Source organism: Paenibacillus sp. V4I5 (assembly GCF_030817255.1).
Classification (GTDB): Bacteria; Bacillota; Bacilli; order Paenibacillales; family NBRC-103111; genus Paenibacillus_E.
Genome location: NZ_JAUSZB010000002.1, coordinates 4,058,519 through 4,083,012, shown reverse-complemented (window position 1 = coordinate 4,083,012; position 24,494 = coordinate 4,058,519). Strand labels below are relative to the sequence as shown.

Below are 24,494 nucleotides of genomic sequence, written 5' to 3'. Positions count from 1 at the left end.
GATGAAAACACGAATTTTATTGGGATTGATCCTTTTGACGATGCCGATTCTCTCGGGCTGCTGGAGCCGGATTGAGGTCAATGACCTTGCATTTGTAACCGCGGCAGGAATCGATAAGATGGAGGATGGCAAAATCCGTTTAGCGCTGCAAGTGGCTATTCCGAGAATGTTAGGTGCTGCGGGTCAAGGAGGCTTTGGCGGGGAAAAAGATATAGGAACTAAAGCTGTATGGATTGTTTCAGAAAAGGGAGAAACGATTCTGGATGCCTATCGGAGACTCCAGGAGAAACTGCCGCGCCGAATTTTCTTTTCCCACAGCGGTATTATTATTATTGGCGATCAAATGGCTCGAGGCGGTGTTTCACCGATACTCGATTTTTTTATAAGACAACGGGAAGCGCGTATGCGCAGTTACATCATATTCACAAAAGGGGAATCTTTAAATATTCTCAAGTTTATCCCCAAACTCGAAAAAATACCGGCTGAAATCATGAGAGAACAAGTGAAACAGCACATTGGTGTAAGGATAAATTTGAAGGATTTTGTCCATATGCTGGTGACAGAAGGTGTGGAACCGGTTGCTGCTGAAATGGAACTCGCTTCTTCGAACTTAGCAAATGAAGAGGATTCCAAGGCGCCATCTCCGTCAAATCTGGAAACCAACCTGTCGATCAAAGGATCAGCAATATTCAAGAAAGATAGATTAGTCGGTTGGATGAGTGATTTAGAGACACGAGGAGTTCTTTGGCTTCGCAAGGAAATGAAAACGGGTGTTGTCACCGTAAACATTCCGAAGGAAAAGGGAAATGGAAAAATAAGTGTTTATATATTGAAGGCCGAGACCCAAATCACTCCTATTCTTAGCGATGGTGAATTAAGTATGGAAGTGAAAGTAAGAGCTGAGAACGAACTTTATGAGAATAACTCGAAATTGGATGTCAGTGATCCTAAAGTGATTCATTTTGTGGAAAATGAGTTGGAAGAGGATCTCAAACAAAGAATCCAAATCGTACTCGATATGGCGCAAAAAAAATTCGAATCAGATATTTTCGGATTTGGCATTGAAGTGGAACGGAGATATCCAAAAGAGTGGAAGAATAAGTATAAAGAACATTGGGAAGAAGAATTTCCAAAGCTGAAAGTCAATATCATTGCTAATATGACAGTAAACCGTACAGGTTTAACGAATAAACCTTTAATTTTGAAAGAGAAGGAGTCCGAAAAATAATGAAAGTCATCCTGATTGTAGTTCTTTTTGGACTTCTTGCTTCTCGAGATGTGCCCGGATTGATTAAGAATAAAAAGTATCGTAAAGATCTGGTTGTATACAGTTTTTTGATGATGGTAGGGATGACCTTGAGTTTTCTTGCTGTTTTCCATGTTTACCTTCCGATCTGGCCGCATGGTTAAAAGGAGTATCGTACATCAATAGTAACAAGAAGTGGAAAGCGAGGACGTCCATCAGGACGTCCTTTTCGTGTTTCTTACGTTAGATGAATGATAATTAAGGAATCCCGAATAAACCAAACTATGGTAAAATAAAACCTAAATAATAGAAATACACATAGATTCAGAGTTTGCTAGGGAGCGGATTTGCCGGAGCGCGCCATCAGGAGGTACAGGATATGAAAAGAACGTTAGCCGTAAGCGATATACATGGCTGTGTGGATGAATTCAAGCAATTACTCGATAAAGTAAATTTTAATGCCGTAGAAGATCAGCTCGTGCTGCTTGGTGATTACGTGGATCGAGGGCCGCAAAGTCGGGAAACTGTGGAATTCGTTATGCATTTGGTGCGCGAAAAGGGAGCGATTGCGCTCAAAGGAAATCATGACCAACGTTTCGTGGATGTTCTGGGGGACGTAGATTCACTAACAGAAATGAAGTTTTTTGAGCATGGAGGTATCCAAACTTTTAAAAGCTTCTGCGGGACCGAGGCTCTTGACTTGAAGCAATCGAAAGAACGAATCCGGGCAAAATTTAGCGATCATATTTCATTTCTAAATAATCTTCCGTTCTATTACGAGGACGAGACGCACATTTATGTTCATGCTGGGCTTAACCCCGCATTTTTGGATTGGAAAACTCAGCCAGAAAGGGACTTTATGTGGATTCGAGCTCCTTTTGTCCAGCAGCGAACCGTCGTTAAAAAAACAGTCGTTTTTGGGCATACACCGGCTAAGGATATTCATGGGAAAGCAGATGTTTGGTTCGATCGTGATAAAATTGGCATTGATGGCGGCTGTGCTTACGGCTTGCAAATCAATTGCTTGGAAATCAAGGGCAGGAATCAATACAAGACCTATTCGGTTGCTTCCAAAGGGAGTTGGAGATAATCGATGTGACAGCATCGGGCTAGCCCTTTAGCAAGAAAGATCAAGAACCGTTATTTTAAATAGCTTACACTGTATTTAGAATGCTGGAGGGGGCAACCGATGGACACCGATTACTTTGTGCAGATTCAGAAGACCTTGGATTATATTGAAGATCACCTTTCTGAGCCTTTATCTGTTGCTTGTTTAGCTCAAGTCGCTTGTTTCTCTGAATTCCATTTTCATAGAGTCTTTCAAACCATGGTGGGAGAAGCTGTGATGGAGTATGTTCGGAAAAGAAGATTAGCGAGCGCGGCCTATCAGATCGCACATACGGAGAAGAAGTTAATCGATATTGCCCTCGACAATGGGTTCCAGTCCCACGAGAATTTCACTCGAGCATTTAAAAAAGTTTTTGAACGTACGCCGCTTGCTTACCGTAAACAAGGCATACTGACGCCTGTTTATGCGAAAGTGAATGTGCTGCAAAGAAAATTCAACCCAAAGAGGAGAGACTTTGAGCTACGCTCAAAGATCCCTATATTAGGAGGAATTCGAATGGAATATCAACTGAAGACGAAGCCTGCTTTTAAACTGATTGGCTATGAACTGAAAACGTCCTGCAAAGAGGGAAGAAACCATCGTGAAATCCCTGCATTCTGGGGCTCGTATCTACAAGAGGGCAAGGGGAATCGCATTCCCAATCGTGTACATGCAGATTCACAAGTTGAGTTGGGCATTTGTACGGATTTCAACATGGAGACTGGTGATTTAAGTTATATTATCGGAATGGAGGCCACAGGTTTTGAAGGTGTGTCTGCCGATCTGGTGAGCCGTGAATTTCCGGAGGCAAGGTATGCTGTGTTTACAACACCGAAGGTGACTCAGGATCAATTTTCTGCATCCATTCAGAGCACGTGGAAGTCCATTTTCGAAGAGTGGTTTCCTCACTCCGGCTATGAACATGCAGGTGGCGCGGAGTTCGAACTGTATGATGAGCGCTGTAACCCATCCAAAAATGAGCTCGTCCAAATGGACATTTATATTCCGATCAAGGAAAAATAGAGCAGCATTGCTTGTAACAAATAGGAATCATTTGTAACCAAAATGACATCTGGTTTTCATCTTCCTTTAAGGTTCGGAGCCTATAATGAAATTCGACCCCCTTTTTAAATATATATACTTGAAGACCCGCAGCCCGTTGCTGTGGGTCTCTTTTTTTGCGTTTGGGCTTGTGAGCTTGCGGTGAGTAGAGCGTAGAGTGGTAGCGCGATATCCGAGCCTATGTAGCCGCGACTCGCCCATCACTACGCTCGAACAAGCTCGTTTCCGCCGCCAAGGCACGGAAATCGAGGTAAACCGCCCTCGTTACCGTATTGCTTAGTAGCCGTCACCTTAGGAAAATGAACCTAGTTTAAGTAAGGTGACAGGGTAATTGTTAAGAAAAGACAGCAGAGCAAAACGTGTCTATTTGCAAGCAAGCAGTGGCAGGATACGATGATATCGCCGGCAGAACAGCAGGCTCACATTTGGAAAGGGTGAACACAACATGGAGGAAAGAGTGACCGGCTTAAATAAGAAGCTAAGCCAGCGGAAGCCAATTCCAACCAAGCCGATTCCGTCCACATTCCGAGGCCGCTTGATACGGGATCGACATTTGTATCTGATGCTTCTGCCTGTGATCGGATTTTATCTATTATTTAAATATGCTCCGATGATCGGCGAGATTATTGCCTTCAAGGACTACCGATTCGCCGACGGCATCTTCGGCAGCAAGTGGGTAGGGTTTAAACACTTCACAAGCTTGTTCCAAAGCATCGATTTCTGGAGAGTACTAAGAAATACGTTGCTGCTCAATGTGTACAGCCTTGTTTTTGGATTTCCGGTACCCATTCTACTCGCACTTCTGCTTAATGAGGTACGCAAGGAGTGGTACAAACGGACCGTTCAGAATCTGCTCTACTTACCTCATTTCATCTCATGGGTTGTTCTTGGGGGCATCTTCATTGCTATGCTTTCACCGAGCACGGGGGTTGTCAATTTGGTGCTAACGAAAGTGTTTGGCATCGAGCCTATATACTTCATGGCTAGCTCCAGCTGGTGGCCTGTTGCTTACACCTTATCAGGCATATGGCGGGAAGCGGGCTGGGGCACGATTCTTTATTTGGCTGCAATGGCCTCGATTGATCCGCAGCTGTATGAGGCCGCCAAGATGGACGGTGCTTCGAAACTGCGTCAGATTTGGCATATTACATTGCCCGGCATTCGCAGTACAATCGCTATCCTGCTCGTCCTACGCATGGGGCACATGATGGATGTGGGGCTTGAGCAGACACTGGTACTGCAGAATATGTCTGTCTTGGATGTTGCGGATGTAATTAGTACATACGTGTACCGTGTTGGTTTGCAGAATATGAATTACAGCTATACGACGGCTTTAGGCTTGTTCCAATCTGCAGTTGGGTTGATACTGGTCGTAGGCGTAAACAGATTGACTCGAGCGTTCGGAGAACGGGGGTTATGGTAAGCGATGCAAAGTTTATATAAAAAGCAATCCCTTTTATCCCGCTTTGGGACGTCAGCTAATTATGCGATTCTCGGCTTTCTTTCATTAATTGCCTTATACCCGTTCTGGTATGAGGTTGTATCGTCTTTCAGCAGCAGCAGGGCTATTACAGCGGGTGAGGTGACATTGTGGCCGGTCGAATTCAATACGGAGGCCTATAAGCGACTTTTCCAGGATGGGCAACTCTTTGTAGCGATGGGCAATACGGTGCTGGTAACCATTGTCGGCACCGTACTCAATATGACACTTACCTTACTGGCGGCTTATCCGCTTTCCAGACGAAGACTGATGGGACGTAACGGGCTGCTCATATTCATCACCTTCACCATGTTGTTCGTTTCGGGCGTAATCCCGAATTTTATACTAGTTAAATCATTAGGACTTATGGATACCTATTGGGCGCTTTGGCTTCCCTCATTAATCAGTACGTACAACATGTTTGTGATGAAAACGTTCATGGAAGGTTTACCGGAGGAAGTGGAGGAATCAGCGTCGATCGACGGCGCAGGGGATTGGCGAATTCTGATTCAAATCATTTTACCGCTATGCAAACCGATCATAGCTGCCATTTCACTCTTTTATGCCGTAGGCTGGTGGAACTCTTACTTCAATGTCTTACTGTACATTACCAAAACAACCAAGCAGACCTTGACGCTCAAGCTCTATCAAATGATCCTGCAGGTGGATCAGAATCTACTGGATCAAGGAGCCGGAAGCGAGGGTATTGCAGAGATAACGCTTACTCCCGAAGGGATTAAAGCGGCAGCGATTGTCATTGCAGTCACGCCAATTCTGGTCGTGTACCCGTTCTTGCAGAAGCATTTTGTCAAAGGCGTCTTGATTGGATCGGTCAAAGGCTGATATCTCGGGGCAATTAGTCCTTGATATATACCACACAATATTTAGGGGGATGGAACCATTGAAAATGACTAAACATGCGTGGAAACCAGTTCTTGCAGCAAGCTTGTCATTAGCAGTATTAGCCGCTTGCAGTTCTAATACGACCACAGAGGGTGGCAGTTCAGCAAAGCCTCAAGGAAGTGCAGCTGCGACGGCAACAGCGGCCGGTCCGAAGAAAGAAATCAGCATTTCTGCCTTTGATCGTGGAACAGTAGCCGCAGAGGAAGGCAGCTACGAGAGCAACCGTTGGACAAAGTGGATGAATGAGAATTCACCGGCTAAGGTAACCTGGGTGCCGGTACCTCGTGCGCAGGCTCAACAAAAGCTAAGTACCCTCGTGGCTTCCGGAAGCGCGCCTGATCTCATCTGGGAGTACGACCGCAACTATATTGCGCAATTGGCCAACCAAGGTGCCATACAACCAGTAGACGGTTTTATCGAGAAATATAGTACGACTTTGAAAAAGTATCTGCAGGAGCATCCTGAGCTCAAATCAGCAACGACGATTAACGGCAAAATGTATGCTATTACCAGCAGTCGAAGCATAGAAGGGCTTGCTAATCATGGAATGTGGATTCGTCAAGATTGGCTGGATAAGCTGGGCTTGAAAGCGCCGACGACAACAGAAGAACTGATCGAGGTGGCCAAGAAATTTAAGGAAGCGGACCCGGACGGTAACGGTAAAGCAGATACAGTACCAATTGCGTTTAATGGCAACGGTGTACAAATCATTAGAGCTCTCTTTTTCGTGAATGAGAATCAATGGTATTTGGAGGAGGGCAAGCTCAAGTTTGGCAGAACGTTGGATCGTTATAAGGATTCCGTTGCCTATCAGAAATCGTTGTTCGATCAAGGCTTGTTGGATAAAGAATATATCACGGATAGCAACTTCCAGCGCGCGCGTCAAATGTTGACTACTGGCAAGGCAGGTATTTATTTTGCTGGTTGGGATATTCAGAACGAATTCATGGATCTCAAGAAGAACGTACCGGACGCCAAGATGGTTCCATTGGAACCAGTAGCTAGTAAATATGGAAAAAACGGCTTGTATCAGGAGCTTCCGGCGAATATTCTGGTAGCCTTTAACAGTAAAATGAAAGAGGATAAAATCGAATCAGCCGTTAAATTCCTCGATTGGATGATGGAGAAAGGCGATATGTCGATGAAGTTCGGCGAGGAAAACGTCCATCACAAGCTAGTGGATGGTGTGATTCCGCAAAAAATCGACGCTGATAAATTCCGTAAGGAAGTTGGCTACGCTGCTGAGTATGCGATTGTAACTGATTTCAGCCTGAAAGCCGAGTGGTTCCCGACCATGGCTGCTCAGGATGCGCTCTCCCAGGAATATGCCAAATTGAAAACACAGTCGCTAGGTGTGGCACTCAAAAACAAATATCGCAGAGACATAGCCTTTAGCCCGGATATTCCGGAAGTAAGCCAATTGATCGCCACGTTCCATCCGATTGCTACGCAAATCGAGGTAAAAGCCGTAACTGGAGGCGGTGCATCAACCCCAGAGGCTGCAATGGAAGAGGCACGTAAAGAGTGGAAGCGTCTTGGTGGAGATAATGTTGAGAAGCTTGCACAAGAGTGGTATGAGAAGAATAAAGAGTTCTTGAAATAATCAGTGCACGCCCAATATATATAACTGAATTTGCGGGAAGGCGGCTTGCTTGAAGCGTAGGCTGACCTTCCCGTTGTTATTCAACAAACCCAATGGGAGGGATTGTTCAGCATGAGCGTAAATGAAACTATTCTTGATCACAAAGCACTTTTGATAAAAGCAATCAAAGCCAAAGAAAGTGAGTATGATTCTCAGGTTTGTATGCTTCGTCGTCCTTTTCATAGCTCGGGGTATCATACCACGCTTACGGCGAAGAATCACCCAACGACTCATCCAACTTATCAATCGCTGCTCTATGCGGTTGGCTTGCTAAATACGGAAATGAAGGAATATGAACAAAGGGCCTATGATATCATTGGCCTCCTATTATCCTTGCAGGATCGCAATCCGCTAAGTGATACTTACGGGATATGGCCTTGGTTTTATGAAGAGCCGCTTACACAGATGGCTCCTCCTGATTGGAACTGGGCGGACTTTTGCGGCAAGGAGCTGCTTCTTGCTGTACTGCGTCACGGTCATAAGATGCCTGAAGTGCTGAAAGATCAAATCCGAGAATCGGTAAGCTTTGCATGTGACGCGATTATCAAACGGAATGTAGGACCGCACTATACGAATATTGCGATTATGGGGGCATTTGTGACCTTGATTGCAGGTAGGGTGTATGATCGGAAGGATTATGCAGATTATGGGCTGGAACGATTGGAGAAGCTTCAGCACTATACAGCAAAACTAGGGACCTTTCAAGAATTTAATAGTCCTACCTATTCCGTCATTGCCATTGTGGAGCTTTCTAAAATTCACGAGTATTCCCTCAATTCTCGTGCTAAGGACATAGCCGCCGAATTGTTAGACATGGTCTGGCGAATGTTGGTCGAGCATTATCATCCGGTCACCCAGCAATGGGCTGGTCCGCACAGCCGCAGCTATAGTACCTTATTGACGAATAAGGCTAAGTCTTTCCTGCAAGTGACTACCGATAGTAGGCTGGTTTTCTTTGCCTCTGAGGATTTGGATTATGATGCAGAGTGGTATGGCAGCGGAATCCAATGTCCGAAACAGTACGTTGAGCAATTTGCCCGAGTAGAGGTGCGTGATCTTAGGCAGCCTTATTACCGCAATGAGGAGACCGGATTCGTGAAATGGGCGGAGACTTACATCACGCCGCAGTATGCGATCGGAGTGTTTAGGAAAGAGATCATGTGGAATCAAACAAGAGGGATGGTCGCTTATTTCGATAATGGCGGGCAGCCCACTTATTTGCAAATGCGCTGCTTACATGATGGATATGATTATTGCTCGGCTGTTCTCAGTGTTGCAGCGAGCCGCAACCAACTGCTGTTAGGCGTAAACTTTCTAACGAACGGTGGGGATACACATCCGAATTTGGATCGTATTCAAGGCCGTATAGAGGCGACTGATTTCCGGATTCGCATGGAATTTGGAGGTTGCTTGGAGCGAATGAGCATTGAGCAGGAAGGCGCTGTAGCACAAGTGCAGATCAATGGACTGCCTCTGCGTTTCGAAAGCTTATATGCTGCCTTTGAGGGTGATGGAGAGAACCAACTGGGCTACGGCGACAAAAACGTTTCCTCCGCTACAGCCGATTGGAACTGGGAATGGAGCAAACAGGGAGACATCTATGGACTAGATCTGGTTATTTACGCAGGCGAGCGGCAAATATTAGATTTCCAAGCTATGGACAAAGCTGCTTTTTTATTCACGTTAGCTATAGGTGACTCGGTGAAGGAATTGCCTCTGATTGTCATTGAAGAAGAAGCGGAGCACGTGACAGCAAGGCGAGATGATAATCGTGCGGGCGGTTCGCAGCAACAGCTGTCGATTTCCTTGAAGCCGAATGACAAGCATCCGAACTAGATGAAGCAAAAAAAAGGAGCTCGCCAATTAAATGGCGGTCTCCTTCCTTTTTTCAATCATTTCTGAGAGCAGCATTAGCACTAGCCCCTGTCCATAAAGCGTTGGATAACACGGGATTGTGTTATAAGCTTCAATCGTTGGCATAACAGGTGTTCCGCCTGATACGCCAATTACTTCCCCGTTTGGCAAAACCTTTGATAGAATAGATTCAGCGGCGCGATAGGCTGCCTCTTTGCTGGATGGATCCAGCAAACCGCGTTTCACGGCTAGTAGAATGCCGCAAGCGATACCGGCGCTGCCTGAAGTCTCCGGATAGTAATCAGGTTGATCCATGACAGTGGTCCATAGACCATCTGCTTGTTGATATCGGATAAGCCCATGCATCATAGCGCGGTAACGCTCTAAAGTTTCTTCGGGCACTTCGGTGAGGCCCTCGAGTTCTTGCAGGATCATCGGCGTTGCGATTGCGATCCATGCGTTAGCTCTCGTCCAGCGCGCAGCAGACATATGATCCTGCGCGATGCAGTTCCAACCGTGGAACAGCACACCTGATCTATCGTCCTGAAGCAGTCGTAAGTGGAGGTCAAGCTGATTGACAGCTTCCTGGGCATAGGCGGTTTCACCGGTAAGGCGGGCAAGACGCGCTAGGAATAGATCGGCCATGAAGATCGTGTCTGCCCATACCTGTTCGGGGAAGCTGGCATTTTCGGTGACGGTATGCTCAAACGCGCCTTCCCTTGTACGGGGAGCTTCAGTTAGCATCCACTTCCCGATGCGCTCGGCAGTTTCCAGAAAGACGGGGTCCTTCGTGTGACCGTAAAGAGCAGGGAATATGGCGAAGGGAGCCATGGAGTTAATGACCTTCAGATGCTCCGATTTATGCATGTTTTGGCGTGCCCATGAGGTCAAATGATTCAGGATCTCCTGTTTTTGCGTGCTTTCATAATAGGCTAATATCGATATGACGCCGACGCCGGGAACCCAGTCCCAGTGATGAATATCCAAGCCCCAATTTCCCGAATGATCAGATAGCATGTAATCATAGATCTGGCTCGCGGTTTGTTCGAGATGAGCAGATGTTAGTACAGTTGGCATTGTCGTATTCCTCCATGAAAGTGTAGTATCTACATTCACTATACTATGCAGGATGACCGTGAGGCTTGGCGTATGCTCTTATTGACTTGGGGTATTGTCTACGAAATATAACCGAAGGAAGTGAAGAGCTGTGAGCGGGGTGAAATCGGAAAACTTAGAACGGGTAGAGCAGCCTGATGCCAATGGAGCGGCGGCAATAGACGAGTGGACGAATCTGACACTCTCTGCCTTTCCCGTTCATTGTTTGTATCGAACGACGAGCTTGTACCAGCGCAACTTCCATTCGCACAGCGGATTCGAATTTTATTTATGTATACAAGGCAGCGGCAAATACATTGCTGGTGAACGGATTCATACATTAGGATCAGGAAGCTTCACGGTCGTAAGGCCTATGGCCATGCATAGATCGCGCCCGGATATGGAGGTTCCTTTTCATCGCTATGTCCTTGCCGTCGAGAAAGGCTATCTGGAAGGTTTGTACGAGCGTGATATGCAGATAGCTGCATGGATTGAGCAGTGGTTTCCAGGACCGGGCAGCGACTCCCTTCATGTCCAATTAAATGCCCGCCAATTGCTGGGCTTGCAGGAAACGCTTAGTCAGCTGGAGCGGGAAATCAGGGAACAGCAGCCGGGATATCCCCTTGCTGTGAAAGGGCTCCTGCTGCATATGTTTACTCAGTTAGGCCGTTATCAGACGGATATAAGCCTTGTTCAGCCGGGATCGGGAGAACGAAAGAGGGTTGTCGAAAACATATTGAGCTATATGATAGAGCACTACCAGGAATCTTTGCGTATAGAGGATTTGTGCGGACAGTTTCACCTTTCGCGATCGTATCTTTGTAAAATTTTCAAACAGGATACAGGGGTTTCCGTCAATGAGTTTCTAATTGCCTATCGTATCAACAAAGCAAAGGAGTACTTACAAGGGAGCGATCTGCCCATAACGGAGGTTGCAGCTTCTGTAGGATTTCAGGATATTTCCCACTTTTGTCATACGTTCAAAAGATTGACGGACTTGACGCCGAGTGGTTATCGGAACATGTACCTTTCAATTTAAATTCGTACATCAACTGGCATGCTGGGCAAGAGAGTTCTCTTGTCTCAGCATGCTTTTTTTCCATTCATGGAAGTGACCTAGGGGCGGATCAAGTTACATCTTTTAAGACGTTTTTATTGAGAGAGTTGAATTGCGCACATACAGCGTTGGATCGAAAGAAATGCGACGTCCGACAAAAACTGTCTATTGTGATTTCAACTGCATTTGATAAGGTTAGTCTCATCATACAATCGAACCCAAGATTTGGGTGGAGGTGAGAGGAAGCGTGACGTCATTGTAGGCAATCAAGCGAATATTTAAGTCAGGCTATTCATTAGGAGAAGGGAGTTCTGTAATGTTAAAAAAAATAGGTCCCATCATCTTAGCGATATTATTGTTTATTCAAACCATAGGTATGGCATCGACTGACGCACCTATCGCGCATGCGGCCGAGTCGGATGTGCCAAAGCTGCTAAGTGGTAATACAATAGGCCAGTTGTTTCCGGAAAATACACCGGTCATTGATACTGGAGCCGTATACAATTGGCAGCAGGAAGGGCTTTATGCGACGAATCCTGGGCTTTTGGCTGCAGATCCTGGCGATGCGGACCAAATGACAGACGGTTCTGTAAGCGTTGTCACATCAACCTACAGTCAATCAGGAGCAGCTCACGGAACGCTGGTCTATGACCTGCAAGCCGTATACCGGGTATCCGCCTTGCAGGTTTGGTCCGAATTCTCGGGAACAAGCGGTTTAAAGCAGGTTGAGATTTATGCAAGTTTCGACGGTGTGAATTACAACCGCGTTGCGGTTACTGAAAGTACATACGGGGATTTCGCAGGCATCGTTCCTGTAACCAGCAGCATCAAACCAGCCCCTTATGCCAGATATGTAAAGGTCATCCTGCACAAAAATCCGGCCAAGCTCATGATGAGCATAGGAGAAGTGGCGATATGGGGTGAAACTGCGGAAGCGCCGGCGATTCTAAGCAATAACCAGTTAAAAGCCGGTGGTCACTATGCCACAGGGATGCCAAAGCTGGATACAAAGGCAACCTATAAATGGAGCACCGAACAGCCTTTTGTGACGCAAGCTGGTTTAATGACGAGCGACAATGAAGCCGGCGCTAAGAATGATGGGAGCGTCAGCGGCTTGCCTGATCTAATTGACGGTTCGAGCACGGAGGAAACGGCAGATACGATAGCCAGTATGGCCGCAGGTTCCCAAGGAAAATACGGAACGGTAACTTTTACATTAAATGATATGTATCAGATCGGGAATATCGATGTGTGGTCCAAAGCGGAGAGCGGTAATTTCATGGACGGCTATGAGGTTTTGTTAAGCGTCGATAACGTTAATTATTTCTCAAGCGGATACACTGCGAATCCGAACAGCCGATATGAAAGTGGCATGGTCAATACGCCTTCCTACGGCACCCCCGGCAAGCATGCGAAATATGTAAGAATCGTCATGCATAATGCGAACGACTCCGACCGACTGATTGCGGGGGAGATCGCAATCTGGGGCTGGAAGCTGTATGATGCGACGCTTGCCAAGAAAGACAACCCGGATCAGGTCGAATTCACGACCTATGTGAAAAATTACAACACGCTATATCTGGATTGGTCTGCGTATAATTCCGTAGTCAACAAGGTTAATAAATACAGCATCTACATTCGGAAGAGCGACTTTACGACAACAAACGGACTACCCGCTCATGTGACGGCCGATAACGGATCGGTTGAACAGAAGGGGAGATTTCTGCTTGTTTCATCTTTGGAGCCAGAGACGACTTATTACATCGCAGTAACTCCGACGAGCACCGCCTCGGGCGAACGCAAGGATGTCAGCACGGTCAAAATCACGACACCTAGCGTTCTCGGCGGGGAGAAGGTCGGGGACATCTTCGCTATTAACGATACGCCTTATGGCGGAGGTAATTATGTGCAGCACGGGAGCAAAGAGGATGAGAACATCATCCGCAAGCTTATTCTGACGAGAGGCATCGAAGGGATTAACTTCAACCGTTGGTGGATTCATGATTCTTGGGTCAAAACGTTCTCCAATAAATACGGGGTTGGGTTCCATACGTTCTACCACGGGCCACAAGATGTTCCGATGGAAAACAAACAAGGAACCTGGTCCTTCTCCACGGTTAATGAGCCTGACTTAAAGGGCACAAATCCTTCTGCACTGGCCTTGCAATTTAAGCAAAACCACGAGAGCCTGAAGGCGGTGGATAGCCGAAATTTACTGGTCGAGCCTGCTCTTGGCGGAACTGAACCAGCAAGTATGACTTGGCTTGAGAACTTATATAAATCAGATGGGCAAAATGGGGCTTTAGTGAAAACCTATTTTGACGTGCTTGATGTACACCCCTATGTGAAAAACCATGAAGGCAGCTTGCCTGGACTCATTCCAGGTGCGCCGGAAATGCTGATTAAGAAAATTGAAGACATTCAGGCGCTGAAAGCCAAATATGGCGATCAGGAGAAGCCGATTATCTTCACGGAGCTAGGATGGAGCACCTATACGGGGAGCAGTTACCTTCGTCCGGTGAATCAGATCACACAGCGCAACTATTTGGCTAGAGCTTATATGCATGCGATTGCTGGCGGGATTAAGAGAATGCACTGGTACGATTTCCAAGATGACGGACTCGATGCGACCAATCTAGAGCATAATCTGGGACTCATCGACTGGAACGGCATTCCGAAGCCGAGCTATTATGCTTACTATATGATGTCTAAGGTATTGAAAGACGCCAAATACGTAAGAGCCCAGCCGAATGTCGAGCACCCGTACTATGGATATGAATATTGGCATGAAGGGAAAAATCAGTATATCACATCGCTCTGGGCGGCGGATGAATCTACCAAAACAGCAACCTTCAAAACGAAGGACGCCGGGCTTACCGTTGTGGGTATTGACGGTAGCTATACCTATTTGCCGGTCAGCGATGGTAGCGCAAGCTTAACGATTAATGGCGCACCTGTGTTTATTTACTCCAGCACGGGCGTGGAGATTTCGTCCATTGATGATTCCTTTGTGTTAAAGACTCCATCGGTGGATATTAGACGTGGAGAGGTTATCCACGCTGCGATCAACCGATTCGGGATGGGTGCGGAGCTGGATGGAAGGTTGGAGCTAATTGGTCCATCCGATGAATGGAAGCTGGAAGGTGACGTGAACTTTACAGCGGGAACGACGGCCATTCCGATTGCTATTCCCGTTCCGCTTAACGCGGAAGAGAGAATCCAGGAGCTTACGCTCCAAGTCATCTCGGGCACATCGCTTGTTGCGTCCATGAAATTAAAGGCTAATGTGCTGGAAACAATCAAAGTTCGCATGGTGCCTGAGATTGCTGTACTTGGGCAGTGGGATCAATGGAATGCGGCAATTTATCTGGAGAATGCGACTGAGGACAAAGAGCTTAACGGCACTATAAGCGTTACCGAGGCTGTATATTTGGTCTTAGGACAAAGCGGCCCAATTGCTTTCAATGGTCTCTTGCCCGGGGAAATCAAGAAAATAACGATTCCGATCATCGAGCTCCCGGAGCAAGCGAGAGCCAAGTTAAAGCTCACGGTGGAGCTGGATAGCGGATTTACGAAGCTCGTGGAGAGACCATTTAACTTTATTGCAGCTGTGAACGACCAGACGGCACCGATAATAGATGGCAACCTGTTAGAGGCAAGCTGGCATAATGGCATGCCTATCGTCATTAACCGAGCGGATCAAAATAAGAACATCGCCAATTGGGGCGGTGAGCAGGATTTAAGCGGCAAAGGCTATCTGAAGTGGGACCGCAGCCATCTCTACTTTGGTATGGAGGTAAAAGATAATATCCATCATCAAAAAGGCACTGGCGGCGACATGTGGCAGGGGGATAGCATACAATTCTCCGTGGATACTGGAAGAGTTAACGGCATCGGCAGCGCGGAAAACAACGAGTTCGGTATCGCACTAGGAGAACAAGGACCGATGGTCTGGAGATGGTTATCAGCTAACGGTAAACCGACAGGGGAGATGACGACTGTGCAAGCGGTAGTTAATCGCAGCGACATCGCCACCACCTATGAGCTCGCGATTCCGTGGTCGGAGCTGCTGCCTGAAGGCCAATCGCCACAGGACAAAGACATTTTCGGGTTTTCCATGCTGATTAATGAGAATGACGGCACTACCCGACGCGGTTGGCTTGAATACATGAGCGGGATTGGTTCCAGCAAAAATACGCAGTTGTTTGAAGATTTGATTTTAACCGAAATCGCTGCGCCCGAAGTGCGGGTAACAGGGGTTACGCTGGACCAAATGACGGCATCATTGAATCTGGGAGAAACGACCGTCCTGAATGCGACGCTCCTTCCTGGCGACTCAACTAACAAACAAGTTCGTTTTACATCGAGTGATCCAGCGGTGGCAAGCGTTGTGCAAGGGGTCTATGGTCTGCAAGCAACCGTCATTGGTATGTCAGCGGGTACGGCAACGATTACCGTGACGACAGACGATGGTGGCTATACGGCGAACAGTACGGTGACAATCAAGGCGCCTTCCGACGGCGAAGTGCAAGTAACAGGGGTTGCACTGAACCGCTCGACCGTAACATTGAAAGAGGGTCAAGCGATTGTCCTGAACGCAAAGGTCCAACCTAGCAATTCAAGCAACAAGCAGGTCCGCTTCGCATCGAGCAATCCGGCGGTTGTTAGTGTTACGCAAGAGGTCAACAAGCAGCATGCAATCATTACTGGAGTATCAGCAGGTACGGCAACGATTACCGTGACGACCGACGATGGCAGTTATACGGCGAGCAGTATAGTGACTGTCGAGGCACGTTCAAAAGGTGATGATATGCCTTCTGAAGCGGCCACCGACGAAGCTGTTCCGATCCTGTACGCCACATACCAGAGAGGAGCTTTGCCATGAGATTTATGAAAAAGAGCTGTGCTCTTGTAGTTGCATTGGCCTTTCTGCTCGGCTTGGTTTCCGCTGCTATTCCTTTGGAAAGTCAACCTGTTCAGGCGGCAAACGGCGAGAAGTTACTAAGCGGAAATGTGATCGGTGGGACACTCTTCCCTGAGGGTACAGCGGCTATGACTACAGGAGCGTCCTATACCTGGTTGACAGAAGGGATCCATGCGACGGATCCGGCGCTGATCGCTTCGGATGACATTGGTGGGCCGGATATGTCGGATGGCAGTAACGGCCCTGACGATAACACGGGCAGCACAACGGGGAGCGCGGAAGGCTCTGCCGCATATGGAACGCTTATATACGACTTGAAATCCGTCTATAAGGTATCATCGGTGAAGGTATGGACGGACACGGACAATAACAGTCATATGAGGAATTTCGAGGTGTATGCCAGCTTCGACGGAGTGACTTACAATCAGATTGGGACTGTGGACAATGCGAATCCACCAGGCTCAGGTTTTGCCCCGGTTACGCTTGCCGTCAAGCCTGCCGTTTATGCCCAATATATCAAAGTCATTATGCATAAGGATCCGGCAAAGCAAGTCATGAGGCTAGGAGAAGTGGCCGTATATGGCGATGCTCTGGAGCCGACGGCTATCTTGAGCAATAACCATTTAAGGTCTTCCGGCTATTTTTATAATACGTCCCTTCCTAAGATTGCAACAGGCGCATCCTACGAGTGGTTGACCGATCAACCGTTCGTTACAGATGGAGATTTAATCAAATATGATAACGATAGCTCCAAGAATGACACTGTAGGGGGAGCACCGGACTTAATTGACGGTTCCAGCAAAGAATCCGATGCGGCTTCTACGACCAACTCGATCTGGGGTTCGAAAGGGAAGTTCGGCTCGGTTGTCTTCAACTTGAACGATGTGTATCAAATCGGGAAAATCGATGTATGGACATTGGCATCGGGCGGCAACAAGTTCATGGACGGGTATGAGGTTCTCGTTAGTACTGACGGCGTGAACTATACGTCTCTCGGCTATACGCCTAATGCGAGCAGCCGCACAGCGAACGCCGTCGTGAATACGCCAAGTTACGGCGTTCCAGGCAAGCATGCGAAATATGTCAAAATGATTATGCATAATGCGAATAATTCGGAGATTTTAACGGTCGGAGAAGTGGCGATCTGGGGTTGGAAGCTGTACGACCCTGCGCTTCCGAAGAAGACGACGCCGGATCAAGTTGAGTTTACTGCAGCGCTCAAAAATTACAGCACGCTATATCTGGACTGGTCCAGCTATAACAGCGTCGTCAACAATGTAAACAAATACGGCGTATATATCGAGACCTCTACTTTTGCGAGTACAACAGGTTTGACGCCGAAGTTCGCGGCAGAGGCCAAGTCACTTGAGCAGGTCGGCAAATACTTATCGTATTTTGCCCTGAAGCCAGAGACCACCTATTATGTAGCCGTAACTCCCTTCCATTCAACCGGTGGAGAGAGGAAAGATGTTGAGACATTGAAAATGACTACGCCATCTGTTCTTGGCGGGGAGAAGGTCGGAGATATATTTGCCATCAACGATGCTCCTTACGGTGGAGGAAACTATGTGCACCATGGGGAGACGGAAGATGTGTTCCTGATGTCAAAATTGCGTCTTCTAAGAGATCTTGGAGGAATCAATAAGAACAGATGGTGGGATCACAGCAGCGCGATGAAGACGTTGTACGGCAAAAGCGGACTAAATTTCCACTACTTTTATCATGGTCCGGGCTATGTCCAGTCTGATAATAATGGAGGAGCCTATACGTTCTCTACTTACAATGAACCTGATCTTGCCAAAAGAGATCCGGCTGCTGTAGCGGCCGCTCTCAAGGCAAACCATGACAGTTTGAAAGCGGTCAGCAGCAAGAGCTTGCTTGTAGAGCCTGCTCTCGCCGGCTTGGATCGTTTAAAAGCGGATGAGGGCTTGAACTGGCTGGATGCCTTGTATAATTCTGATGGACAGAATGGCGCCTTGGTGAAAACGTATTTCGACGTCATGGATGTCCATCCTTACGTCAAATATGAATATCCTGCTGTTCCAGGGCTGGAACAAGGCGCACCTGAAAAGCTGCTCCAAACGTTCCAGGAATTGAAAACCGTCATGGCTAGCCATGGTGATGGAGAAAAGCCAATCGTAGTTACCGAGCTTGGCTGGAGCACCTATACAGGCGGAAGCTACTTAAAAACGGTGGATCGATCCACCCAAAGAAATTACTTGGCCAGAGCTTACATGCACGCCATCGCAAACGGAATCCGAACGATGCATTGGTATGATTTTGCTGATGATGGCACGGAGACTAACAATTTGGAGCATAACCTAGGACTGATCGACTGGAACGGTAAACCGAAAGAGAGCTATTACGGCTACTACACGTTGATTAGGGTGCTTAAGGACTCGAAATATCTGGGCGCTGTATCGAATGTGGCTAATCCTTATTATGGGTATCAATTCTGGGACGAGAATAAGAACAAGTACATCATATCTTTATGGGATGCGAGCTGGAAAACGACAAGCAGCACTTCCCGAACGGCCCAAATTGCGACATCTGATCCAGGTGTAACGATTGTTGGAATTGATGGGAGTTACAAATATATGGCTGCAGTATCAGGAGTTGTAAATGTACCTCTGACTGGAGCACCAGTGTTTATCTACTCTCTTGCCGGCGTTACTGTAAATTCCATCAACTGATAGGAAGACCAGATTTTCCCTCCCGGACAGCCGTGTTAATGGTACAATAGAAAACAAAACAATGCGCCGAAGCGGAGGTCCATCATGAGAACCAGCATATCCGGAAAAGCCATGATGATTTATGGTATCGTATTCCTTTTCATCATCGCCCTGACCTTCTGGTTGTCGTATACAGGCACTGTGGGCAGGCTGCAGAAGGACTTGCAGGATGCTAATCTTGCACTATTGAAACAGGTTGATTCCAAGATCGAGGCTGCCTTTCGCCAGACGGAGAAGGATCTGCTCTCCATGGCCGAGGGGCTGGAATTTGTTTATTTTATGAATAACAGCTACAGTGATGACGGACACAGATATAGCATTTACTATACATTGACAAACAGGTTAAGGGAATTCATTTCAAATAATCCAAATTATTCCTCTGTCTTTGCGTACTCTCATATCAGTGGAGACCTAATGACAGAGGAAACCTATTTAAAGCAAGCATCGTCAGAGTTCAATTGGTTGGCCCAGTACCTGGATATGCCTGAATATTTTAAGTGGCTATCGACTCAGAAGGTATGGGATGGCCATGAGACCCAAGATGTGATTACCTTGGTCCGCAGTTTTCCTAGCCTCAGCAGTCCTGGCTTCAGGAAGGGTCTAATGGCTATTAGCATCAAAGAGGCTCAGTTGTTTCAGATGATTAAAGAAATCTACGAGGATGGCCACGCTGGTCAATTTTTCATTCTGGATGCGGAAGGAAATGTCGTCACTCATGATGATAAGAACCAGCTTTACCGCAATATGAAGTCGCTGTCATATATTAAGACGATATTAAGCGATCCAGACAGCGGATCCTTCAACGTGAAGCTGGACGGAATTCAGGAGTCTGTCTTTTACCGGACGAGCGGATACACGGGCTGGAAATTTGTCAGCATAATGCCGGAATCCACCGTATTTGAACCAATCAAGGTTACACGCAACCTGCTGCTCACCTTTGCCGTCGTGATGTTCTTTTTGGCATTGGCTGCCTTATTTTATGTGAACCGCTGGACCTTTAAGCCGCTGGATCGATTGGCGGGTAAGCTGTCCGGCGTGAACAAGCGGAGAGGGCAGGGGGCAGAGAGTATAGGACTCAGAAACCTGGAGCATATTTTCGATGAGATGGTTACGGACCGCGAGCACTTGGAGCAGCATGTCAGGGATTCGAAGCCGATGCTCAAGTGGAAGATCATGATGGATGTATTGAACGGCAACCGTTCCGATTTCCATGCGATGTATCATCATTTAGAATTTTTGGGGATTCACATGTATGCGGAGCGCTTTATCGTGTGTACGGCTGAGATTGGCAAGGAAGGAGAACAGCTTGCTCCGCGGGACGAAACGTTATATACCTATATGTTCTGCAATGTTGCGGAGGAGCTGATTCGAACTGAGCATGCAGGCATGGCCATCGATCTAGGGGGCGGCCGGGCTGCTGTCCTTCTCAGCTTCGCAGAAGGCGATGCGGAGCAGAATCATTTGAGAACATTAGTCATACTTGAACTGATCCTTGATATCATGAAGAGGCAGTTTGGCTTAACGGTAACGGTCGGAGTCGGCAAATGCCGTATGGAGATGAAAGAGATACCGAACTCGTTTGATGAATCGCAGAAGGCGCTTCATTATAAAATGATCTTCGGCAAGCATTCGGTCATATCGGTAGATGACTTGCAGCCGCCGGACCGACAAGATTATTACAAGCTCAGCCGGATGATCGATCCGGTGATGGAAGCCATGAGGCAAACAGATCGCGTTAAGATGCTTACGTACTTATCGGATACATTCCGTGAAGCGGTTGGGAGCAACCTTCCTCCGGAATTGATTAGGCAGTTGTGTTATGACCTTGTGATGAAGTCTCTGCAAACCGTCAAAGCCATTGGGATTGAGCCGGAAATATCGATGGGTCCCCTAAGCAGCTTCTATGACCGGATTGGGAAATGTGAGAACTGGAAGGATGCAGAGCGGCTAGTCGGAGATATTCTCGAGGGCTTGGCTTCACAAATTGAGGAAAAGCGCAATCAACGTGGGAAAAATGAGACGATCGAGCGGATGCTGGACTATATCCGAGAGCATTATCAGGAGTATGATCTGTCCTTGGACCGGTTGGCCGAAATGTTTCATCTTACTCCGCCTTACATCAGCAGACTGTTTAAGGATCACACGGAAAGCAATTTTATCGATTATATGATCGAGATTCGCATTAAAGCGGCAATGGAACTTTTGAAAGATAAGTCCATTAAAGTTAATGACGTTTCGGGAGCGGTCGGATATGCAAATACGAGAAGCTTCCTGCGCACCTTCAAAAAATATACAGGCTTAACGCCAACGGAGTATCGGGAACACATGTCGAAGCCTATTCCGTCGTAAGTCGCAAATAACGGGTATCACCTGCCATTTGGCTGGGATACCCGTTTGTTTATGCACGTTTGGAACGTCTTAGCATAACAATTAATGCTAGGATGAGAAAGATAAGCGGTAATGCCGCGGTGCTCATACCTTGACCTGATCGGACATGGGTGAGCATAGCACCAGCCATTATAATTACAATAATGCCAGCGGAGAAGAAGGTAATACGCGGCTTCCAGAAGCCGATAATTAGCCCGATTCCAGCCAATAATTCAATAGCGCCAACAACATACATGGCATTTAGACCATACCCATAGGTTACTGTAAAAGCTTCCACCTGCATGGGAATAGTGGATAATTTCATAAAGCCAAACATTAAAAACGCGACTGCCAGCAAACCTTGAATGATGCGAGCCGTCCATTTCATGTTAAAAAGAGATCGAAAGATAGCTGAGCGAGCCGACTTCATAGCTGCGATGAATCACTTGAACGGGACGTTCTGGGTCGCCGCTGCCCATTGTAATAAAGAGCGGAATGAAATGCTCTGGTCTTGGCACAGCCATACGAGCATTCGGGGCTAAAGTGGCGTAGTCGAACAGCGCCTCCAGGTTCTGCGTTTGCATGTTCTGGATGAGCCATTCGTCGAACTCAACAGCCCAAGCGTCTGGCTCTTTGGCATCCCAATTGAGAGCTCGTAAGTTATGCACAGTAGCGCCGCTTCCGATAATCAGGATATCCTCCTGATCGAGGCCGCGCAGTGCTTCGCCAATGCGATACTGCTCTGCAGGCGGCAAGTACGGGTTGACGGACACTTGAATGACTGGGCATTCTGGTGTTGGAAACATCCGTAATAGCGGAACCCAAGAGCCGTGGTCAAGCCCGCGTTGGGAATCCAAGTTTACAGGGATGCCTTTCGCCGTGAATCGGTCAGAGATCATGCGAGCCAGCTCCACATCCCCTTTGGCAGGATATTTGATTTGAAACAGTTCATCCGGGAAGCCGCGGAAATCGTAGATGGTGTCATATACGTCATTGGTGGACGAAATAGTGAGTACCTCTGTTTCCCAATGAGCCGTAAAAATAACAATCGCTTTTGGGGAGAGCTGCTTGCCATAGTCGAGGAGGAATTGCGTGCAAGCTGTATCTTGAATAGCCATCATCGGAGATCCGTGTCCTACAAATATGGGCGAAATCACTGATAAAAACACTCCTTTATAAATTACTTAAATTCACTTAGTTACTTTATGTAACTGATATTACGTTAAAATGTTAGTTTCGTCAAGTAACTAAATTACTTTTTGTAACCTTGTATATCCGTGTCGACTTACTCTATAATAAATAGACATATAGAGGTGATAAACATGGAACGAAACCTATTGTGTCCTCGTTTCGAAAAAGCTGTAGAAATCCTCAGCAAGCGCTGGACATCGCTTATCGTTTTTCAATTACTATCAGGCCCGCAGCGGTTCATAAATATCGATCAGGCACTTCCGAATTTGAGCGGCAAGGTATTGTCGGAGCGGCTGAAGGAGCTTGAGCATGAAGGTATCGTTAAGAGGGTAGTATTCCCAGAAAGTCCTGTTCGTATCGAATATTCACTTACGGACAAGGGACTGGCATTGGCTCCGATTTTCGGTGAGATTGCAAAATGGTCACAAGAGTGGCTGCCTGTTCAGGAGCAGGTAGTGTAAAAAAGGTCATCTAACCTGTTGAAAACAGCAGGGTAGATGACCTTTTTTTGTTGAAGAAAAAAGCCGAGGGTTCGAAGAGCCGACGGCTAGTAGTATTTGTTATTCGTGTTTCGTAGGATCGACCAATTCCAAAGCGGATAAAGCATTTCCGCCTTCCTCATCGTCCGATTCCACGAACCGTTTGAGCACATTTAACTTGTTTTCCCAATAGCGTTCATAATAGGATAGCCAACGCTTCAACTCCATAAGCGGTTCCGCCTCCAGCCTGTATCGGGTCTCGCGGCCGACTTTGCGTTCTTTCACCAACCCGGCATCAGCCAAAATGCGAAGATGCTTGGACACCGCGGTGCGGCTCATCGGGAAATGTCCAGAGATAACCGTGACGGGCATCTCTTGCTCACCAAGCAGCTTCAACACCTGACGGCGGGTTGGATCGGCGATCGCTTGAAAAACGTCATGCTTCTGCGAGGGGACAGCCATCTTAAGCCTCGACGTAAGCAGTGAGTGCCTTCACTATGCCACCCCAGCCCATCGACATCGTCTCGCGAACAACCGCATGAGGTTGACCGAATTCCGTAACTTTATCCGCATCCCAACCAGAGTGGACGAGAGTGAACTCCGTTTTGCCTTCTAAATCGTTCAATTGGAAAGTCAGCGACCAATCCTTACCCCATTCGAAAGATAAACGGTTAGGCGGGTCAAGCTCGGTTACTTTACAAGGGGATTTGCCAAAAGGACCTGCTTCCAAGTGAAACTCATAGCCTACCTCTGGCTTGAAATCATTTGGCATGAGCCAAGCCGCGATGCCTTCAGAGGTTGCTACAGCATTCCAAACCTTTTGAATCGGTGCGTTAAAAACTAGTGTTTGCTTGATATCCGGCAATGTGCCTTGAGTCTGATTTTCCATAAATAAGAAGCCTCCAAATAATTAATTTTTTAGGATTTCGTTTTTACTTTACTCTTATGACGCAAGCGCAGGGCCGACCATGTATCGTCCACCGCGACATTGCTTACAAGACGATAGTCTGTTTTCTCATCCATCAACTTCCACAGAATGTCTCGGTTAATGTCGGTTTTCACCTTCGAGCTCTGTTTCGGATAGGTTATCCAGAACACAGCTTCATCGTTCAAATAGGTAATCGCTTTAGGTGCCCATTCAGCCACCTCGGCGGCATTGTTAACAAAAAGCTGAACGAAATTGTAAGTCCCATTCGGCTCCTCATTATCCTCAATGCCAAGCTTGTAGCCTTCCGGTGCCTGAAGAACGAGAGCTCGTCCTTGCTTGTAGCGCAGCTTCTTCAGCAATTCGTCCTGCATCGTAAGTCATTCCTTCCTGTATGTCCTTTTCGTATTGTGTCCAAAATATCAGGTT

The 24,494-nt window shown here is 47.1% G+C and carries 19 protein-coding genes; 13 read left to right on the top strand and 6 right to left on the bottom strand.

Features of this window, described 5'->3' with window-relative positions; translation table 11 throughout:
* The first annotated feature begins 1 nt into the window (after position 1).
* The 8 genes from QFZ78_RS20375 to QFZ78_RS20340 all read left to right on the top strand — a co-directional run bounded on the left by QFZ78_RS20375 (position 2) and on the right by QFZ78_RS20340 (position 9,277).
* On the top strand, positions 2–1,228 hold the full coding sequence (locus QFZ78_RS20375) for a Ger(x)C family spore germination protein (protein WP_307550310.1): 1,227 nt from the start codon (positions 2–4) through the stop codon (positions 1,226–1,228).
* On the top strand, positions 1,228–1,410 hold the full coding sequence (locus QFZ78_RS20370) for a hypothetical protein (protein ID WP_307550308.1): 183 nt from the start codon (positions 1,228–1,230) through the stop codon (positions 1,408–1,410). Before QFZ78_RS20375 ends, QFZ78_RS20370 begins: the two co-directional genes overlap by 1 nt.
* A 215-nt stretch (positions 1,411–1,625) precedes the next feature.
* Positions 1,626–2,336, top strand: coding sequence for a metallophosphoesterase family protein (locus tag QFZ78_RS20365; RefSeq protein WP_307550306.1), 711 nt, complete (start codon positions 1,626–1,628; stop codon positions 2,334–2,336).
* 99 nt (positions 2,337–2,435) lie between these two features.
* A complete protein-coding gene (locus QFZ78_RS20360; protein ID WP_307550304.1) occupies positions 2,436–3,377 on the top strand; it encodes an AraC family transcriptional regulator in 942 nt (313 codons plus the stop codon).
* Positions 3,378–3,861: 484 nt separating this feature from the next.
* Positions 3,862–4,839, top strand: a complete 978-nt coding sequence (locus tag QFZ78_RS20355; RefSeq protein ID WP_373460322.1) for an ABC transporter permease — start codon at positions 3,862–3,864, stop codon at positions 4,837–4,839.
* Positions 4,840–4,842: 3 nt separating this feature from the next.
* Positions 4,843–5,739 carry a carbohydrate ABC transporter permease gene (locus QFZ78_RS20350; protein ID WP_307550301.1) on the top strand — a complete coding sequence of 299 codons (897 nt, stop codon included), beginning with the start codon at positions 4,843–4,845 and terminating at the stop codon, positions 5,737–5,739.
* A gap of 64 nt (positions 5,740–5,803) precedes the next feature.
* Positions 5,804–7,402, top strand: a complete 1,599-nt coding sequence (locus QFZ78_RS20345; RefSeq protein WP_307555807.1) for an extracellular solute-binding protein — start codon at positions 5,804–5,806, stop codon at positions 7,400–7,402.
* 111 nt (positions 7,403–7,513) lie between these two features.
* Entirely contained in the window at positions 7,514–9,277 is a 1,764-nt protein-coding gene (locus tag QFZ78_RS20340) for a hypothetical protein (RefSeq protein ID WP_307550299.1), read from the top strand.
* A gap of 27 nt (positions 9,278–9,304) precedes the next feature.
* On the opposite strand, the gene QFZ78_RS20335 is transcribed toward QFZ78_RS20340, so the two are convergent.
* On the bottom strand, positions 9,305–10,372 hold the full coding sequence (locus QFZ78_RS20335; protein WP_307550297.1) for a glycoside hydrolase family 88/105 protein: 1,068 nt from the start codon (positions 10,370–10,372) through the stop codon (positions 9,305–9,307).
* Positions 10,373–10,502: 130 nt separating this feature from the next.
* Between QFZ78_RS20335 and QFZ78_RS20330 the strand changes: the two genes are divergently transcribed.
* From QFZ78_RS20330 to QFZ78_RS20315, 4 genes are all read left to right on the top strand, one after another.
* Positions 10,503–11,429, top strand: a complete 927-nt coding sequence (locus QFZ78_RS20330) for an AraC family transcriptional regulator (RefSeq protein WP_307550295.1) — start codon at positions 10,503–10,505, stop codon at positions 11,427–11,429.
* Positions 11,430–11,763: 334 nt separating this feature from the next.
* On the top strand, positions 11,764–16,332 hold the full coding sequence (locus tag QFZ78_RS20325; RefSeq protein WP_307550293.1) for an Ig-like domain-containing protein: 4,569 nt from the start codon (positions 11,764–11,766) through the stop codon (positions 16,330–16,332).
* The gene (locus QFZ78_RS20320) at positions 16,329–19,064 is read left to right on the top strand and encodes a discoidin domain-containing protein (RefSeq protein ID WP_307550291.1); all 2,736 of its coding nucleotides are present in this window, start codon (positions 16,329–16,331) and stop codon (positions 19,062–19,064) included. The genes QFZ78_RS20325 and QFZ78_RS20320 overlap by 4 nt, the downstream gene beginning before the upstream one ends.
* An 84-nt stretch (positions 19,065–19,148) precedes the next feature.
* Positions 19,149–21,452: a helix-turn-helix domain-containing protein gene (locus tag QFZ78_RS20315; protein WP_307550289.1), complete on the top strand. Its 2,304-nt coding sequence runs from the start codon at positions 19,149–19,151 to the stop codon at positions 21,450–21,452.
* A gap of 49 nt (positions 21,453–21,501) precedes the next feature.
* Here QFZ78_RS20315 and QFZ78_RS20310 read toward each other — a convergent pair whose 3' ends face one another.
* Positions 21,502–21,858 carry a DoxX family protein gene (locus tag QFZ78_RS20310; protein WP_307550287.1) on the bottom strand — a complete coding sequence of 119 codons (357 nt, stop codon included), beginning with the start codon at positions 21,856–21,858 and terminating at the stop codon, positions 21,502–21,504.
* A gap of 1 nt (position 21,859) precedes the next feature.
* On the bottom strand, positions 21,860–22,627 hold the full coding sequence (locus tag QFZ78_RS20305; protein ID WP_307550285.1) for a DODA-type extradiol aromatic ring-opening family dioxygenase: 768 nt from the start codon (positions 22,625–22,627) through the stop codon (positions 21,860–21,862).
* 165 nt (positions 22,628–22,792) lie between these two features.
* Between QFZ78_RS20305 and catR the strand changes: the two genes are divergently transcribed.
* The gene (gene catR / locus QFZ78_RS20300) at positions 22,793–23,122 is read left to right on the top strand and encodes a catDE operon transcriptional regulator CatR (protein WP_307550282.1); all 330 of its coding nucleotides are present in this window, start codon (positions 22,793–22,795) and stop codon (positions 23,120–23,122) included.
* 99 nt (positions 23,123–23,221) lie between these two features.
* Here catR and QFZ78_RS20295 read toward each other — a convergent pair whose 3' ends face one another.
* The 3 genes from QFZ78_RS20295 to QFZ78_RS20285 are packed head-to-tail and all read right to left on the bottom strand — an operon-like array spanning position 23,222 to position 24,439.
* Complete coding sequence (locus QFZ78_RS20295; RefSeq protein ID WP_171646032.1) at positions 23,222–23,602, bottom strand: ArsR/SmtB family transcription factor; 381 nt, start codon at positions 23,600–23,602, stop codon at positions 23,222–23,224.
* A 1-nt stretch (position 23,603) separates the two neighbouring features.
* Complete coding sequence (locus QFZ78_RS20290) at positions 23,604–24,029, bottom strand: SRPBCC family protein (protein WP_307550279.1); 426 nt, start codon at positions 24,027–24,029, stop codon at positions 23,604–23,606.
* A gap of 29 nt (positions 24,030–24,058) precedes the next feature.
* Positions 24,059–24,439 carry a hypothetical protein gene (locus tag QFZ78_RS20285; RefSeq protein ID WP_307550277.1) on the bottom strand — a complete coding sequence of 127 codons (381 nt, stop codon included), beginning with the start codon at positions 24,437–24,439 and terminating at the stop codon, positions 24,059–24,061.
* Positions 24,440–24,494: the final 55 nt, after the last annotated feature.

What these genes read in the sequence shown, in the direction of transcription:
- catR (WP_307550282.1), top strand. Translation starts at nt 22,793, where the DNA reads ATGGAACGAAACCTATTGTGTCCTCGTTTCGAAAAAGCTGTAGAAATC.
- QFZ78_RS20320 (WP_307550291.1), top strand. Translation starts at nt 16,329, where the DNA reads ATGAGATTTATGAAAAAGAGCTGTGCTCTTGTAGTTGCATTGGCCTTT.
- QFZ78_RS20310 (WP_307550287.1), bottom strand. Translation starts at nt 21,858, where the DNA reads ATGAAATGGACGGCTCGCATCATTCAAGGTTTGCTGGCAGTCGCGTTT.
- QFZ78_RS20295 (WP_171646032.1), bottom strand. Translation starts at nt 23,602, where the DNA reads ATGGCTGTCCCCTCGCAGAAGCATGACGTTTTTCAAGCGATCGCCGAT.
- QFZ78_RS20375 (WP_307550310.1), top strand. Translation starts at nt 2, where the DNA reads ATGAAAACACGAATTTTATTGGGATTGATCCTTTTGACGATGCCGATT.
- QFZ78_RS20370 (WP_307550308.1), top strand. Translation starts at nt 1,228, where the DNA reads ATGAAAGTCATCCTGATTGTAGTTCTTTTTGGACTTCTTGCTTCTCGA.
- QFZ78_RS20355 (WP_373460322.1), top strand. Translation starts at nt 3,862, where the DNA reads ATGGAGGAAAGAGTGACCGGCTTAAATAAGAAGCTAAGCCAGCGGAAG.
- QFZ78_RS20345 (WP_307555807.1), top strand. Translation starts at nt 5,804, where the DNA reads ATGACTAAACATGCGTGGAAACCAGTTCTTGCAGCAAGCTTGTCATTA.
- QFZ78_RS20325 (WP_307550293.1), top strand. Translation starts at nt 11,764, where the DNA reads ATGTTAAAAAAAATAGGTCCCATCATCTTAGCGATATTATTGTTTATT.
- QFZ78_RS20290 (WP_307550279.1), bottom strand. Translation starts at nt 24,029, where the DNA reads ATGGAAAATCAGACTCAAGGCACATTGCCGGATATCAAGCAAACACTA.
- QFZ78_RS20360 (WP_307550304.1), top strand. Translation starts at nt 2,436, where the DNA reads ATGGACACCGATTACTTTGTGCAGATTCAGAAGACCTTGGATTATATT.
- QFZ78_RS20285 (WP_307550277.1), bottom strand. Translation starts at nt 24,439, where the DNA reads ATGCAGGACGAATTGCTGAAGAAGCTGCGCTACAAGCAAGGACGAGCT.
- QFZ78_RS20365 (WP_307550306.1), top strand. Translation starts at nt 1,626, where the DNA reads ATGAAAAGAACGTTAGCCGTAAGCGATATACATGGCTGTGTGGATGAA.
- QFZ78_RS20315 (WP_307550289.1), top strand. Translation starts at nt 19,149, where the DNA reads ATGAGAACCAGCATATCCGGAAAAGCCATGATGATTTATGGTATCGTA.
- QFZ78_RS20335 (WP_307550297.1), bottom strand. Translation starts at nt 10,372, where the DNA reads ATGCCAACTGTACTAACATCTGCTCATCTCGAACAAACCGCGAGCCAG.
- QFZ78_RS20340 (WP_307550299.1), top strand. Translation starts at nt 7,514, where the DNA reads ATGAGCGTAAATGAAACTATTCTTGATCACAAAGCACTTTTGATAAAA.
- QFZ78_RS20350 (WP_307550301.1), top strand. Translation starts at nt 4,843, where the DNA reads ATGCAAAGTTTATATAAAAAGCAATCCCTTTTATCCCGCTTTGGGACG.